The sequence below is a fragment of the Kitasatospora sp. NPDC056273 genome (assembly GCF_042268845.1).
Taxonomy (GTDB): domain Bacteria; phylum Actinomycetota; class Actinomycetes; order Streptomycetales; family Streptomycetaceae; genus Kitasatospora.
On sequence record NZ_JBHJSJ010000027.1, the window covers coordinates 34,313 to 49,961 of the forward strand.

Here is a 15,649-nt window from a genome sequence, read left to right on the forward strand (position 1 = left end):
GTGAGCGAGGACAAGCTCCGGTACTTCCTGAAGCGCGTCACGGCCGAGCTGCACGAGAGCCGCGAGCGCGTCCGCGAGTTGGAGACCGTGACCGGCGAGCCCATCGCCGTCGTCGGCATGGGCTGCCGCTACCCGGGCGGCGTGCGCACGCCGGACGAGCTCTGGAACCTGGTCGCCACCGGCACCGACGCGGTCGGCGACTTCCCCGCCGACCGCGGCTGGGACCCGGGCGAGGCGGCCGCCCACGGCTACGAGACCCGCGGCGGCTTCCTCCCCGACGCGGCCGAGTTCGACCCCGGCTTCTTCGGCATCAGCCCGCGCGAGGCCCTCGCGATGGACCCCCAGCAGCGCCTCGTGATGGAGGTCGCCTGGGAGACCCTGGAGCACGCCGGACTCGACCCGCGCGCCCTGCGCGGCTCGCACACCGGCGTGTTCGTCGGCGCCAGCGCGTCCGGCTACGACTGGTACGCGCGCGAACACGGCCACGACGAGGGCCACCTGGTCACCGGCAGCGCGATCAGCGTGCTCTCCGGCCGGGTCTCCTACACCCTGGGCCTGAACGGGCCCGCCGTGACCGTCGACACGGCCTGCTCCTCCTCGCTGGCCGCCGTCCACCTGGCGGCCCGCTCGCTGCGCACGGGCGAGTGCTCGCTCGCCCTCGCCGGCGGCGTGATGGTGATGTCCACCCCGGTGATGTTCGCCGACTTCGCCCGCCAGCAGGGCCTCGCCTCCGACGGGCGCTGCAAGCCGTTCTCGGAGGACGCCGACGGCACCGGCTGGGGCGAGGGCGCCGGACTCGTCCTGCTGGAGCGCCTGTCCGACGCCCGCCGCAACGGCCACCGCGTCCTGGCGGTCATCCGCGGCAGCGCGATGAACCAGGACGGCGCGTCGAACGGCCTGACGGCGCCCAGCGCGCCCGCACAGCGCCGGGTCATCCGGGCCGCCCTCGCCGACGCCCGCCTGACGGCCTCCGAGGTCGACGCGGTCGAGGCGCACGGGACGGGCACGGAGCTGGGCGACCCGATCGAGGCCGGCGCCCTGCTGGCCACCTACGGACAGGGCCGCGACGAGGACCGGCCGCTGTGGCTCGGCTCGCTCAAGTCCAACATCGGCCACGCCCAGCAGGCCGCCGGCGTCGGCGGCGTGATGAAGATGGTGCTCGCCCTGCGGCACGGCACCCTGCCCAGGACCCTGCACGCCGGGGAGCCGACCTCGCACGTCGACTGGGCCTCGGGGAACGTCCGGCTGCTCCAGGAACCGGTGGAGTGGCCGGCGGGCGAGCGGGTGCGCCGAGCAGGTGTGTCGGCGTTTGGCGCGAGCGGGACGAACGTCCACGTGATCCTGGAGGAGGCGCCCGCGCCGACGGCCGGGGAGCCGGCGGTGAACGAGGAGCCGACGCCGGAGGAGGAGCGCCCGGCGCCCGTCCTGCCGACGGCGGCGTCGGCCTGGGTGGTGTCGGGCCGCAACGCGACCGCGCTGGCCGGTCAGGCGGGCCGGCTGCGCGAGCACGTGCTGGCGCGGCCGGAGTTGTCGGTCGGCGACGTCGCGTGGTCGCTGGCCACGACGCGGTCGGCTTTCGAGCGGCGCGCGGTGGTCCTGGGCGGCGAGCGCGGTGAGCTCGCGGCGGGTCTCGCGGCGGTGGCCACGGGACAGCCCGCGGCGGGTGTGGTGACCGGGTCGGTGGCTGCTGCCGGGGTGGGGCGGACGGTGTTCGTCTTCCCAGGGCAGGGCAGTCAGTGGGTCGGGATGGGGCGTGAGCTGGCGGAGGTTTCGCCGGTGTTCGCGGCGCGGCTGGCGGAGTGTGCTGCGGCTCTGGCGCCTTATGTGGACTGGCAGTTGGACGATGTGCTGGCGGGCCTGCACGGTTTCGAGGCCGCCGATGTGGTGCAGCCGGCGCTGTGGGCGGTGATGGTCTCGCTGGCTGCGGTGTGGGAGGCGGCCGGTGTCGCACCGGACGCTGTGGTGGGTCACTCGCAGGGTGAGATTGCCGCTGCGGCCGTCGCGGGGATCCTGTCCCTCGATGACGCCGCCAAGGTGGTGGCTCTGCGGAGCAAGACCCTGAAGGTGCTGGCTGGTCGTGGCGGGATGCTGTCGATCGCCGAGCCGGTGGACGGCGTCCGGGCGCGGATCGCCCCGTACGGCACCCGCCTTTCCATCGCGGCCGTGAACGGCCCGTCGGCGACGGTGGTTTCCGGTGACGCCGACGCGCTGCGCGAACTCGCCGACTCCTGCGGGGAGTTCCCGCGTGCCCGGATGATCCCGGTCGACTACGCCTCGCACAGCGCGCACGTGGACGAGCTGCGCGAGGAGATCCTCGCCGTGCTCCAGGGCATCGCCCCCCGCGAGGTGCAGGTCCCGATGATCTCCGCGCTGACCGGCGCGTGGCTCTCGGGCCCGGAGCTGGACCCGGCGTACTGGTACGCCTCCCTGCGCGAGACGGTCGAGTTCGACCGCGCCGTGCGCATCCTCGGCGAGGCCGGGCACGGCGTGTTCCTGGAGGTCTCCCCGCACCCGGTGCTGACCCCGGCGATCGCCGACAGCCTGGAGGACCGCTCCCCGACCGTGGTGGGCACCCTGCGCCGCGAGGAGGGCGGCGCCGAGCGCCTGCTGACCTCGCTCGCCGAGGCGTACACGGGCGGCGCCCCTGTCGACTGGGCGGCGGTGCTCGGCGGCGGGACGGCGGTCGAGCTGCCGACCTACGCCTTCCAGCGCCAGCGGTACTGGCCGGCGGCCCCGGCCCGGCCGGCGGGCGCGGCGGGCGTCGACGACTGGCGCTACCGGATCCGCTGGCAGCCCGCGGACGCGGACCCGGCCGCCGTACCGGCCCTGTCCGGCACCTGGCTGCTCGTCGGCGAGGGGGACGTGGCCGACGCGTGCGCCCGCGCCCTGGCCGACCACGGCGCGCAGGTCGTCCGGACCGGCGTCGAGACCCTCGACCAGGCCGTCACCGGCACCGTGTCCGGCGTGGTGTCCCTGCTGGCGCTGGAGGAGGGCCACGACCCGGCGTACCCGTGGATCCCGCGCGGCACCGCCGCGACGGTCGACCTCGTCCAGGCGCTGCGCCGGACCGGCGTCGACGCCCCGCTGTGGCTGCTGACCCGGGGCGCGGTGCAGACCGGACCGGAGGAGGTGACGACCGCCCCCGTGCAGACCCAGCTGTGGGGCATGGGCCGCGTCATCGGTATGGAACTCCCGGACAGCTGGGGCGGGTTGGTCGACCTCCCGCCGGAGTTCGACGCGCGGACCGGAGCCCGGCTGGTCGCGGTCCTCGCGGACCGCACGGAGGACCAGGTCGCCCTGCGCCCCTCCGGCACGCTCGCCCGCCGCCTGGTGCGGGCCGAGCCGCGGCCGGTCGGCCGCGCCCCCTGGCGGGCGCGCGGCACCGTGCTGCTGACCGGCGGCACCGGCTCGATCGGGGCCTGCGTCGCGCGCTGGCTCGCCGAGCGGGACACCCCGCGCGTCGTGCTGACGAGCCGTTCCGGCCCGTCCGCGGAGGGGGCGGTGGAACTCGCGGCCGCGATGGCGACCGCCGGGACGGCCGTCGACATCGTCAGCTGCGACACCGGCGTCCGCCGGGACGTCACCGACCTCGTCGCCCGGATCGAGGCCACCGGACCGGGCCTGTCCACGGTCCTGCACTCGGCCAACACCGGCTACCTGGCCCGGGTCGAGGACACCACCAGGGAGGGCCTGGCGGCGGCGCTCAGCGCCAAGGCCGCCGGGGCCACCTACCTGGACGAGGCGACGGCCGCGCTGGACGTGGACGAGTTCGTGCTGTTCTCGTCGATCTCGGCGACCTGGGGGAGCAACGACCACGGCCCGTACGCGGCGGGGAACGCCTTCCTCGACGGCCTGGCCGAGGACCGCCGGGCCCGGGGCCTGCCGGGCACCTCGATCGCCTGGGGCGTCTGGGACTCCCGGGACTGGGACGCGGTCGACGACCTGATGGACCACAGCCCCGGCCGGGTGACGCCCCGACGGCTCCGCCGGCAGGGGATGAACTTCCTCGAGACCGAACGGGCGCTGACGGCGCTGGACCAGACCCTCGCGGACGACGAGACCTTCATCGCGCTCGCCGACGTGACGTGGGAGAAGTTCGCGCCGGTGTTCCGCGCGGCGCGCCCGCGCCCGCTGCTGGACGCCATCCCCGAGGCCCGGGAGCAGGAGGACCGGGGCCCGGACGCCGCCGGGTCGGACCGGCCGGCCGAGGCCACCGGCGAACTGTTCCGCGCCCTCGTCGGCCTGACCGCCGCCGAGCGCCGCCGCGCGGTGGTCGAGCTGGTCCGCGCGCACGCCGCCGCCGTCCTCGGCCACGGCTCCGCGGCCGAGGTCCCGACCACGCGTGCCTTCCGGGAGCTCGGCTTCGACTCGCTGACCGCCGTCGAACTGCGCAACCGGCTGGGCGGCGCCGCGGGTGTCCGGCTGCCGGCCACGGTCGTGTTCGACCACCCCAACCCGGACGCCCTGGCCGAGGAGATCCTCTCCCGGCTCTTCGGGGCCGAGGCGGCGGCCGGCGCCGGGCCGGTGCCCGCCGTGGTCGCGGCCCCCGCCGAACCGGTCGCGATCGTCGGCATGGCCTGCCGCTACCCCGGCGGGATCCGGACCCCCGAGGCGCTCTGGGCCCTCCTGGCCGAGCACGGGGACGCGATCGGCGGCTTCCCGACCGACCGCGGCTGGAACACCGAGGGCCTCCTCGACCCGGACCCGGACGCCGAGGGCAAGACCTACGTCGCCGAGGGCGGCTTCCTGACCGGGGCCGCCGAGTTCGACGCCGCCTTCTTCGGGATCAGCCCGCGCGAGGCCCTGTCGATGGACCCGCAGCAGCGCCTCCTGCTGGAGACCTCCTGGGAGGCCGTCGAGCGCGCGGGCATCGACCCGAAGTCGCTGCACGGCTCCGCGACCGGCGTGTTCGTCGGCGCGGCCCGGTCGACCTACCTCGGCGTGGTGGAGGAGACCGCCGGGTCCGAAGGACACCGCATGACCGGCACGGCGATGAGCGTGCTGTCCGGCCGGATCGCCTACGCGCTGGGCCTGGTGGGCCCGGCGATGACGGTGGACACCGCCTGCTCCTCCTCGCTGGTCGCGCTGCACCAGGCCGTGCAGTCGCTGCGGTCGGGCGAGTGCTCGGTCGCCCTGGCGGGCGGCGTGACGGTGATGGCCGACCCGGGCGAGTTCGTCGGCTTCTCGCGGCTGCGGGCCCTGTCGCCGAACGGCCGCTGCCAGGCCTTCGGCGAGGGCGCCGACGGCATGGGCATGGGCGAGGGCGTCGGCATCGTGGTGCTCGAACGCCTCTCCGACGCCCGCCGCAACGGGCACCGGGTGCTCGGCGTGGTGCGCGGCAGCGCCATCAACCAGGACGGCGCCTCCAACGGCCTCACCGCCCCCAACGGCCCCTCGCAGCAGCGCGTCATCCGCGCGGCGCTGGCCAACGCCCGGATCTCGGCGGCGGACGTGGACGCGGTCGAGGCGCACGGGACGGGTACGGAGCTGGGCGACCCGATCGAGGCCGGTGCGCTGCTGGCGACGTACGGCCAGGAGCGGTTCGAGGACCGGCCGTTGTGGCTGGGGTCGGTGAAGTCCAACATCGGTCATGCCCAGCAGGCCGCCGGTGTGGCCGGTGTGATCAAGATGGTGCTGGCCCTGCAAGCCGGTGTGCTGCCGAAGACGCTGCACGCGGACGAGCCTTCCTCGCACGTCGATTGGGAGACGGGCAACGTCCGTCTGCTCCAGGACGAGGTGGCGTGGCGGGCGGGCGAGCGGCCGCGCCGGGCGGGTGTCTCGGCGTTCGGCATCAGCGGCACCAACGCCCACGTGATCATCGAAGAGGCCCCGGTCGAGGCGGAGACCGTCCCCGAGGACGCCGCCGAGGACCTCGCGCCGGTCCTGTCGCGCCCCCTCCCGGCGTGGGTGCTGTCCGGCCGTGACGGGCAGACGCTCGCCGGTCAGGCGGGCCGGCTGCGCGAGCACGTCGCGGAGCGGCCGGAGCTGCCGGTCGGTGACGTCGCGTGGTCGCTGGCCACGACGCGGTCGGCCTTCGAGCAGCGCGCGGTGGTGCTGGGTACGGACCGGGAGGAACTGGAGGCGGGGCTTTCGGCCGTCGCCACCGGACAGCCCGCGCCCGGCGTGGTCACCGGCGAGGTCGCCCCGGACGGGGTCGGGCGGACGGTGTTCGTCTTCCCCGGCCAGGGCAGCCAGTGGGTCGGCATGGGTCGCGAGCTGGCCGCTTCGTCGCCGGTGTTCGCGGCGCGGCTGGCCGAGTGTGCCGAGGCTCTCGCTCCGTACGTGGACTGGCAGTTGGACGACGTCCTGGCGGGCCTTCACGGCTTCGAGGCCGCCGATGTCGTGCAGCCGGCGCTGTGGGCCGTGATGGTCTCGCTCGCCGCCGTCTGGGAGGCAGCCGGTGTCGCTCCCGATGCCGTGGTCGGTCACTCGCAGGGCGAGATCGCGGCGGCTGCCGTCGCCGGGATTCTCTCCCTGGACGACGCTGCCAAGGTCGTGGCTCTGCGGAGCAAGACCCTGAAGGCGCTGGCGGGTCGTGGCGGGATGCTGTCGATCGCGGAGCCGGTGGCGGGTGTCCGGGCGCGGATCGCCCCGTACGGTTCCCGTCTGTCGGTCGCGGCCGTGAACGGTCCGTCGGCGACGGTCGTCTCCGGTGACGCCGACGCGCTGCGCGAACTCGCCGACTCCTGCGGGGAGTTCCCGCGCACCCGGATGATCCCGGTGGACTACGCCTCGCACAGCGCCCACGTGGACGAGCTGCGCGAGGAGATCCTCGCCGTCCTCCAAGGCATCGCGCCGACCGAGGCCCGCATCCCCATGGTCTCCGCCATGACCGGCGCGTGGCTGTCCGGCCCCGAACTGGACCCCGACTACTGGTACGCGTCCCTCCGCGAGACCGTCGAGTTCGACCGCGCCGTGCGGATCCTCGCCGACGCGGGCCACGGGGCGTACGTCGAGGTGTCCCCGCACCCGGTGCTCACCCCGGCGATCAGCGACGCCTTCGCGGACCGGACCCCGGCCGTGGTCGGCACGCTGCGCCGCGAGGACGGCGGCGCCGGGCGTCTCCTGGCCTCGCTCGCCGAGGCGTACGTCCGGGGCCTGCCCGTCGCCTGGACCGCGCTCCTGGGCGGCGGCACGGTTGTGGACCTCCCCACCTACGCCTTCCGGCGGGACCGGTTCTGGCCGGAGCCCACCGAGGCCCCGACCGTACCGGTCACCGCGGGCACGCCCGCCGAGGCGGGCTTCTGGAACGCCGTCGAGCGCGGTGACGCCGATGCTCTCGCCGACCTGCTCGGCGTCGACCCGGCCGACCCGGCCCTCGGCGCGCTCACCGGCTGGCGCCACCGCGAACGCGCCGAGTCGGCCGTCGCCGGCTGGCGCTACCGCATCGCCTGGTCGGCCCTGCCCGAGCACGGCACCGCGCTGACCGGCACCTGGCTGCTCGTCGGCTCCGCGCCGGACGTCGCCGACGCCCTGACGGCCGCCGGCGCCCGCGTCCTCACGGTGCCCGGGGACGGTATCGACACCACCGACCGCGAGGCGCTCGCCGCCGCGCTGCCCACCGGTGTCGCCGACCTCTCCGGCATCGTCTCCGCCCTCGCCCTCGACGAGGAGGCGGCCGCGCCGCTCGACGCCCACCCCGGCGTCCCGCGCGGCCTGGCCGCCACCCTGGCCCTGGCCCAGGCCGTCGCCGACCGGCGCGGGGACGGGGACGACACGCCCGCCGCCCCGCTGTGGGTGCTGACCCGGGGCGCGGCCGCCGCCACCGACGGCGAGCCGGCCGGCCCGCCCGTCCACGCCCAGATCTGGGCCCTCGGCCGGACGGCCGCCCTCGCCCACCCCGACCTGTGGGGCGGCCTGATCGACCTGCCGCGGCGTCCCGAGGACACCGGCCCCGCCCTGCGGCGCCTGGCCGCCGTCCTCACGGGCGGCGACGGCGAGGACCAGGTGGCGCTGCGCCCGTCCGGCGCGTACGGACGACGGCTGGTGCGCGCCGCGCAGCCGCAGGCCCCGGCGAACGGCGCCGCGTGGACCCCGCGCGGCACCGTCCTGGTCACCGGCGGGACCGGCGCCATCGGCGAGCACGTCGCGCGCTGGCTCGCCGACCGCGGCACGCGGCGCGTCGTGCTGACCGGCCGTCGCGGCCCGGCCACCGAGGGCGTCGCCGCCCGCGCCGCCGAACTCGCCGCCCGCGGCACCGGCGTCGACGTCGTCGCCTGCGACGTCGCCGAGCGCGCCGAGGTCGCCGCCCTGCTGGCCCGGATCGACGCCACCGGCGGCCCGGCCCTGTCCACGGTGCTGCACACCGCGGGCGTCGGCCAGGGCGGCACCGTCGGCGAGACCACCGCGGCCGGGCTGGCCGAGGTCTGCGCCCCCAAGGCGGGCGGCGCCCGCTGGCTCGACGAGCTGACCGCCGACCGCGGCCTCGACGACTTCGTGCTGTTCTCCTCCGGCGCCGCCGTCTGGGGCGGCAGCGACCAGGCCGGCTACGCCGCCGCCAACGGCTACCTCGACGGCCTCGCCGCCGAACGCCGCGCCGCCGGCCGCCCCGCCACCACGCTCTCCTGGGGCCTGTGGGACGGCGGCGGCATGGGCGGCGGCAGCGTGACCACCCGGCTGACCCGCTACGGCGTCCGGGCCATGGCGCCCGAACTCGCCGTCCGCGCCCTCGGCCAGGCCCTGGACGGGGGAGAGGACGCCGTCACCGTCGCCGACATCGACTGGTCGGTGTTCGGCCCGACGTTCACCCTGCGCCGTCCCAGCCGCCTCCTCGCCGACCTGCCCGACGCCGGGACCCGACCGGAGCCCGCGGACTCCGGCCCCGGCACCGGGAGCGGCGCACCGGACGGCACCGGCCTGGCCGACCGACTCGCCGGCCTGCCCCACGCGGAGCAGCTGCGCCGACTCGTGGAGATCGTCTGCGACCAGGCCGCCGCCGTCCTCGGCCACACCGCCGGAGCACTGCCCAAGGGCCGGCCGTTCCGCCACCTCGGCTTCGACTCCGTGATGGCCGTCGACCTGCGCAACCGGATCACCGACACCACCGGGCGGCGGCTGCCCGCCACCCTCGTCTTCGACCACCCGACCCCCGCCGAACTCGCCGAGTACCTGCACGGCGAACTCGGCCTGCGAGCCGCGCCCGCCGACGACACCCGGGCCGCCCCCGGCACCGACCCGGTGCTCGACGGGCTCGACCGCCTGGAGGCCGCGCTCGCGGCGGTGCCCGGCGGCAGCGGCGCCCGGCGCGACGTGACCCTGCGGCTGAGGAACGTGCTCTCCCGCTGGCTGGGCGACACCGAGCAACCACGGCAGGACGAGCAGGAGCAGCAGACGCTGGCCGGGCGACTGGACGACGCCGACGCCGGCGAGGTCCTGGACTTCATCAACAAGGAATTGGGGCTTTCGTGATGACCGGTGGTGCGCAGGCGGCGGGCGGCGACAAGCAGCTGCTCGACACTCTGAAGAAGCTCGCCGCCGACCTGTATCGGACCCGCGAGCGCGTCAAGGAACTGGAAGCCGGCGAGCGCGAGCCGATCGCCGTCGTCGGCCTCGGCTGCCGCTACGCCGGGGGCATCACCGGCCCCGACCGGTTCTGGGACCTGCTCTCCGCCGGGACGGACGCCATGGGCGGCTTCCCCACCGACCGCGGCTGGGCGGAGTGGGAGCGCGCCTACGGCAACCCGGACGCGCGCGCCGGCGAGGAGTACGCCCGGGTCGGCGGATTCCTCTACGACGTGGCCGACTTCGACCCCGGGTTCTTCGGGATCAGCCCGCGCGAGGCCCTGGCGATGGACCCGCAGCAGCGGATCCTGCTGGAGACCGCCTGGGAGGCGGTCGAGCGGGCCGGCATCGACCCGATGTCCCTGAAGGGCTCCGACACCGGCGTGTTCGTCGGCGCCAGCGGCACCGCGTACGGCTCGGGCGTGGGCGGCAACGGCAGCGGTGCCGAGGGCTACAAGATGACCGGCGGCCTGACCGCCGTCGTCTCCGGACGCATCTCCTACACGCTGGGCCTGACCGGCCCCGCCGTGACGATCGACACCGCCTGCTCCTCCTCGCTCGTGGCGCTCCACCTCGCGGTGCGCTCGCTGCGCTCGGGCGAGTGCTCCCTCGCCCTGGCGGGCGGCGTCGAGGTGCTGGTCATGCCCGACGCGTACATCGAGTTCTCCCAGCAGGGCGGCATGGCCGCCGACGGCCGGTGCAAGTCCTTCGCCGCCGAGGCCGACGGCATCGGCTGGGGCGAGGGCGCCGGCATCATCGCGCTGGAGCGCCTCTCCGACGCCCGCCGCAACGGCCACCAGGTGCTCGGCGTGATCCGCGGCAGCGCCGTCAACCAGGACGGCGCCTCCAACGGCATCACCGCCCCCAACGGGCCCTCGCAGTACCGCGTCATCCACTCGGCGCTGGCCGACGCCGGCCTGACCGCGGCCGACGTGGACGTGGTCGAGGCACACGGGACGGGCACCACGCTGGGCGACCCGATCGAGGCGCAGGCGCTGCTCGCCACCTACGGGCAGGCCGAGGACCGCGCCGCCGACCGGCCGCTCTGGCTGGGGTCGGTGAAGTCCAACATCGGCCACTCCGGCTGCGCGAGCGGTGTCGCCGGTGTGATCAAGATGGTGCTGGCATTGCAGCACGGCGTGCTGCCGAAGACCCTCTTCGCCGGGAACCCGTCGCCGCACGTGGACTGGGCCTCGGGCAACGTCCGGCTGCTGAGCGAAGCGGTGGCGTGGCCGGCGGGCGAGCAGCCGCGCCGCGCGGGCGTGTCCGCGTTCGGCGTCAGCGGCACCAACGCGCACCTGATCCTGGAGGAGGCGCCGGCGGGCTCGGGACGCCCGGAGGTCGTGGCGGGCGCCGCGCCGCGCGTCCTGTCCGGCGAGGGCCTTCCCGCGTGGGTGGTGTCGGGGCAGAGCGCCGCGGCGCTGGCCGGTCAGGCGGGTCGGCTGCGTGAACACGTGGCGGAGCGGCCGGAGTTGTCGGTCGGCGACGTCGCGTGGTCGCTGGCCACGACGCGGTCGGCGCTGGAGCACCGGGCCGTCGTGCTCGGCCCGGACCGGGACGGACTCGCCGCGGGGCTGACGGCCGTCGCCGCGGGGCAGCCCGCGCCCGGCGTGGTCACGGGCTCGGTGGACGCCGCGGGTGTGGGGCGGACGGTGTTCGTCTTCCCGGGGCAGGGGAGTCAGTGGGTCGGGATGGGGCGTGAGCTGGCGGAGGTCTCGCCGGTGTTCGCTGCCCGGCTGGCGGAGTGTGCCGAGGCTCTGGCGCCTTATGTGGACTGGCAGTTGGACGATGTCATGGCTGGGCGTCATGGCTTTGAGGCTGCTGACGTGGTGCAGCCGGCGCTGTGGGCGGTGATGGTCTCGCTGGCTGCGGTCTGGGAGGCGGCCGGTGTCGCTCCCGATGCCGTGGTCGGTCACTCGCAGGGTGAGATCGCCGCCGCCGCTGTGGCGGGGATTCTCTCCCTCGATGACGCTGCCAAGGTCGTTGCTCTGCGGAGCAAGACCCTGAAGGCGCTGGCGGGTCGTGGCGGGATGCTGTCGATCGCCGAGCCGGTGGCGGGTGTCCGGGGACGGATCGCTTCGTACGGTTCCCGGCTGTCGGTCGCGGCGGTGAACGGCCCGTCGGCGACGGTCGTCTCCGGTGACGCCGACGCGCTGCGTGAACTCGCGGACTCCTGTGGGGAGTCCCCGCGCGCCCGGATGATCCCGGTGGACTACGCCTCGCACAGCGCCCACGTGGACGAGCTGCGCGAGGAGATCCTCTCGGTCCTCCAGGGCATCACGCCGACCGAGGCCCGCATCCCCATGGTCTCCGCGCTGTCCGGCGCGTGGCTGTCCGGTCCGGAGCTGGACCCCGCCTACTGGTACGCCTCGCTCCGCGAGACCGTCGAGTTCGAGCGGGCGGTCCGCGTCCTCGCCGAGTCCGGGCACGGGGCGTTCGTGGAGGTCTCCCCGCACGCGGTGCTGACCGGCGCGGTGGGCGACGTCGTCGAGGACGTCGAGGGCTCGGCCGTGGTCGGTACCCTGCGGCGCGAGGAGGGCGGCGCCGGGCGTCTTCTGACCTCGCTCGCCGAGGCCTACGTGCGGGGCCTCCCCGTCGACTGGGCCGCGCTCCTGGGCGGCGGCACGGTCGTGGACCTGCCCACCTACGCCTTCCAGCGCCGGCGCTACTGGCTCGGCGCCGTGGCCTCCGTCCAGGCCGCCGGCCCGGACACCTCGGTGGACGACTGGCGCTACCGGATCGTCTGGCAGGCGGCCGACGCGAAGCGGGCCGCCACGCCGTCGGGGACCTGGCTGCTGGTCGGCGACGGCCCCGACCGGGAGGCGGTCGCGAACGCGCTGACGGCCCGCGGTGCGAGCGTCGTCGCCGTCGCGGGACCGGAGGACGTCGACGCGGCACTGGCCGAGGGCGTGGCCGGTGTGGTGTCGCTGCTGGCCCTGGACGAGACGCCGCTGGCGGAGCACCCGTCGGTTCCGGGCGGTCTGGCCGGGACGGTCGACCTGGTCCGGGTGCTGGTCGAGACCGGGGTCACGGCCCCGCTGTGGGTGCTGACCCGTGGCGCGGTGGCGGTCGGCGCCGACGAGGTGACGACCAGTCCGGTGCAGGCCCAGGTCTGGGGTCTGGGCCGGGCCGTGGGCCTGGAGCACGCGGACTGGTGGGGCGGTCTGGTCGACCTGCCGCCGGTGCTGGACGCCGAGGCCGCCGCTCGTCTGGTCGGCGTGTTCGCCGATGGCAGTGAGGACCAGGTCGCGGTGCGGCCGTCGGGTGTGTTCCTGCGCCGTCTGGTGCGGGCCGAGGCCCGGCGCGTCGAGTCGGAGGGCTGGTCGCCGCGCGGCACCGTCCTGCTGACCGGCGGCACGGGGTCGATCGGCGTCTGCATCGGCCCCTGGCTTGCCGAGCACGGCGCGCCGAGGGTGGTTCTGACCTCCCGCTCCGGCCCGTCGGCGCCCGGCGTGGCGGCACTGGCCGCCGCCGTGGCGAACGGCGGATCGGCCGTCGAGGTCGTCAGCTGCGACCTGGCGGACCGGGGCCAGGCGACCGGCCTGGTGGCCTGGATCGAGGCCTCCGGCCCCGGCCTGTCCACCGTCCTGCACTCCGCCAACGCGCCCTACCTGGCCCGGGTGGAGGACACCAGCCGCGAAGGCCTGGTCGCCGCGCTCGGCGCGAAGGCGGCCGGCGCCGTCCACCTGGACGAGGCCACGGCCGACCTGGGCATCGACGAGTTCGTCCTCTTCTCGTCGATCTCGGCGACCTGGGGCAGCAACGACCACGGCGCCTACGCCGCCGGCAACGCCTTCCTCGACGCGCTGGCGGAGGACCGCCGGGCCCGCGGCCTGCCCGGGACCTCGATCGCCTGGGGCGTCTGGAACACCCGCGACTGGGACGCCGTCGACGCGGTGATGGACCAGGCTCCCGGCCGGGTGACGCCCCAGCGCCTGCTGCGGCAGGGCATGAACTTCCTCGACACCCAGCGGGCGCTGACCGCGCTCGGCGAGGTGCTCGCCGACGACGAGACCTTCATCGCCCTCGCGGACGTCGAGTGGCAGAAGTTCGCGCCGGTCTTCACGGCCGCGCGCCCGCGCCCGCTGCTGGACACCATCCCCGAGGCCCGGGCCGAGACGGCCGCCACGACGGCCGCCGACGAGCGCGGCGAGTTCGCCTCGCGGCTGGCCGGCCTGTCGGCGGCCGAGCGGCGCCGGAGCGTCGTGGAGCTGGTGCGCTCCCACGCCGCCGCGGTCCTCGGCCACGACTCGGCGGACGAGATCGTCGCGACGCGGGCCTTCCGCGAGCTGGGCTTCGACTCGCTGACCGCCGTCGAACTGCGCAACCGCCTGAACACCGCCTGCGGCCTGCGTCTGCCGTCCACCGTCGTCTTCGACCACCCGAGCGCGTCCGTACTGGCCGAGGAGATCCTCACCGCGCTGTTCGGGGCGGAGGGCCCGGGCCAGGTGGTCGCGGTGGCCGCCGCGCCCTCGGAGCCGATCGCGATCGTCGGCATGGCCTGCCGATACCCGGGCGGCGTGCGCTCGCCCGAGGAGCTGTGGGACCTGATCGCCGCCGGCGGGGACGCGATCAGCGGCTTCCCGGCCGACCGCGGCTGGGACGCCGAGGCGCTGTTCGACGCGGACGCCGACGCCGAGGGCTCGACCTACGTCGTGGAGGGCGGATTCCTCAGCGGCGCCGGGGAGTTCGACGCCGGGTTCTTCGGCATCAGCCCGCGCGAGGCCCTCGCCATGGACCCGCAGCAGCGCCTGCTGCTGGAGACCTCCTGGGAGGCCGTCGAGCGCGCGGGCATCGACCCGCAGACGCTGCACGGCTCGGCGACCGGCGTCTTCATCGGCGCGGCCCCGTCCGGCTACTTCGGCGCGGTCGGGGACGAGGCCGGCGTACAGGCCCACCTGATCACCGGGAACGCGCTGAGCGTGCTCTCCGGCCGGATCGCCTACTCCCTGGGCCTGGTCGGCCCGGCGATGACCGTGGACACCGCGTGCTCCTCCTCGCTGGTCGCGCTGCACCAGGCGACCCAGGCACTGCGGTCGGGCGAGTGCACGGTGGCACTGGCCGGCGGCGTGACCGTGATGGCCGACCCCGGCGAGTTCGTCGGCTTCTCGCGGCTGCGCGCGCTGTCCTCCGACGGCCGCTGCAAGGCCTTCGGCGACGGCGCGGACGGCATGGGCATCGGCGAAGGCGTCGGCATGCTGGTGCTGGAACGGCTGTCGGACGCCCGCCGCAACGGGCACCAGGTGCTCGGCGTGCTCCGCGGGAGCGCCGTCAACCAGGACGGCGCCTCCAACGGCCTGTCCGCGCCCAACGGCCCCTCGCAGCAGCGCGTGATCCTCTCCGCGCTGGCCAACGCCCAGCTGTCGGCGTCCGACGTCGACGCGGTCGAGGCGCACGGCACCGGCACCACGCTCGGCGACCCGATCGAGGCCGGCGCGCTGCTGGCCACCTACGGCCAGGGACGCGCCGGGGACCGGCCGCTGTGGCTGGGGTCGGTGAAGTCCAACATCGGGCACGCCCAGCAGGCCGCCGGTGTGGCCGGTGTGATCAAGATGGTGATGGCGCTGCGGCACGGCGTGCTGCCGAAGACCCTGCACGCCGAGCAGCCGTCCTCGCACGTGGACTGGGATCTGGGCAACGTCCGGCTGCTCCAGGAGCAGGTGGAGTGGCCGGCGGGCGAGCGGCCGCGCCGGGCGGGCGTGTCGGCCTTCGGGATCAGCGGCACCAACGTCCACGTGATCGTGGAGGAGGCCCCGGCGGCCGTCGAGACGGCGTCCGAGCCCGGGCCGGCGCTCCCGGCGCTCCCGGAGCTTCCGGTGCTGACCGGCGGGACGTCGGTGTGGCGGGTCTCCGGTCGTAGTGCGGTGGCGCTGGCCGGTCAGGCCGGTCGACTGCGTGAACACGTGCTGGCGCGGCCGGAGTTGTCGGTCGGAGATGTGGCGTGGTCGCTCGCGACGACGCGTTCGGTGTTCGAGCAGCGTGCGGTGGTGCTGGGCGGCGAGCGGAGTGAGCTCGCGGCGGGTCTCGCGGCGGTGGCCACGGGGCAGCCCGCGCCCGGTGTCGTGACCGGCGGACTCGCTCCTGGCGGGGTGGGGCGGACGGTGTTCGTCTTCCCCGGTCAGGGGAGCCAGTGGGTCGGGATGGGGCG

The 15,649-nt window shown here is 75.8% G+C and carries 2 protein-coding genes (1 of these 2 only partly in view); both read left to right on the forward strand.

Translation table 11 applies throughout. The annotated features are described in order from the left end of the window. On the forward strand, nucleotides 1-9,408 hold the full coding sequence (locus ACFCY1_RS23575; RefSeq protein ID WP_375875958.1) for a type I polyketide synthase: 9,408 nt from the start codon (nucleotides 1-3) through the stop codon (nucleotides 9,406-9,408). Next, nucleotides 9,408-15,649, forward strand: the 5' portion of a protein-coding gene (locus tag ACFCY1_RS23580; RefSeq protein ID WP_375875970.1) for a type I polyketide synthase. 12,040 nt of this gene lie beyond the right edge of the window; 6,242 of the gene's 18,282 nt are visible here — the first part of the coding sequence; it begins with the start codon at nucleotides 9,408-9,410; its stop codon lies off the right edge, out of view. The genes ACFCY1_RS23575 and ACFCY1_RS23580 overlap by 1 nt, the downstream gene beginning before the upstream one ends.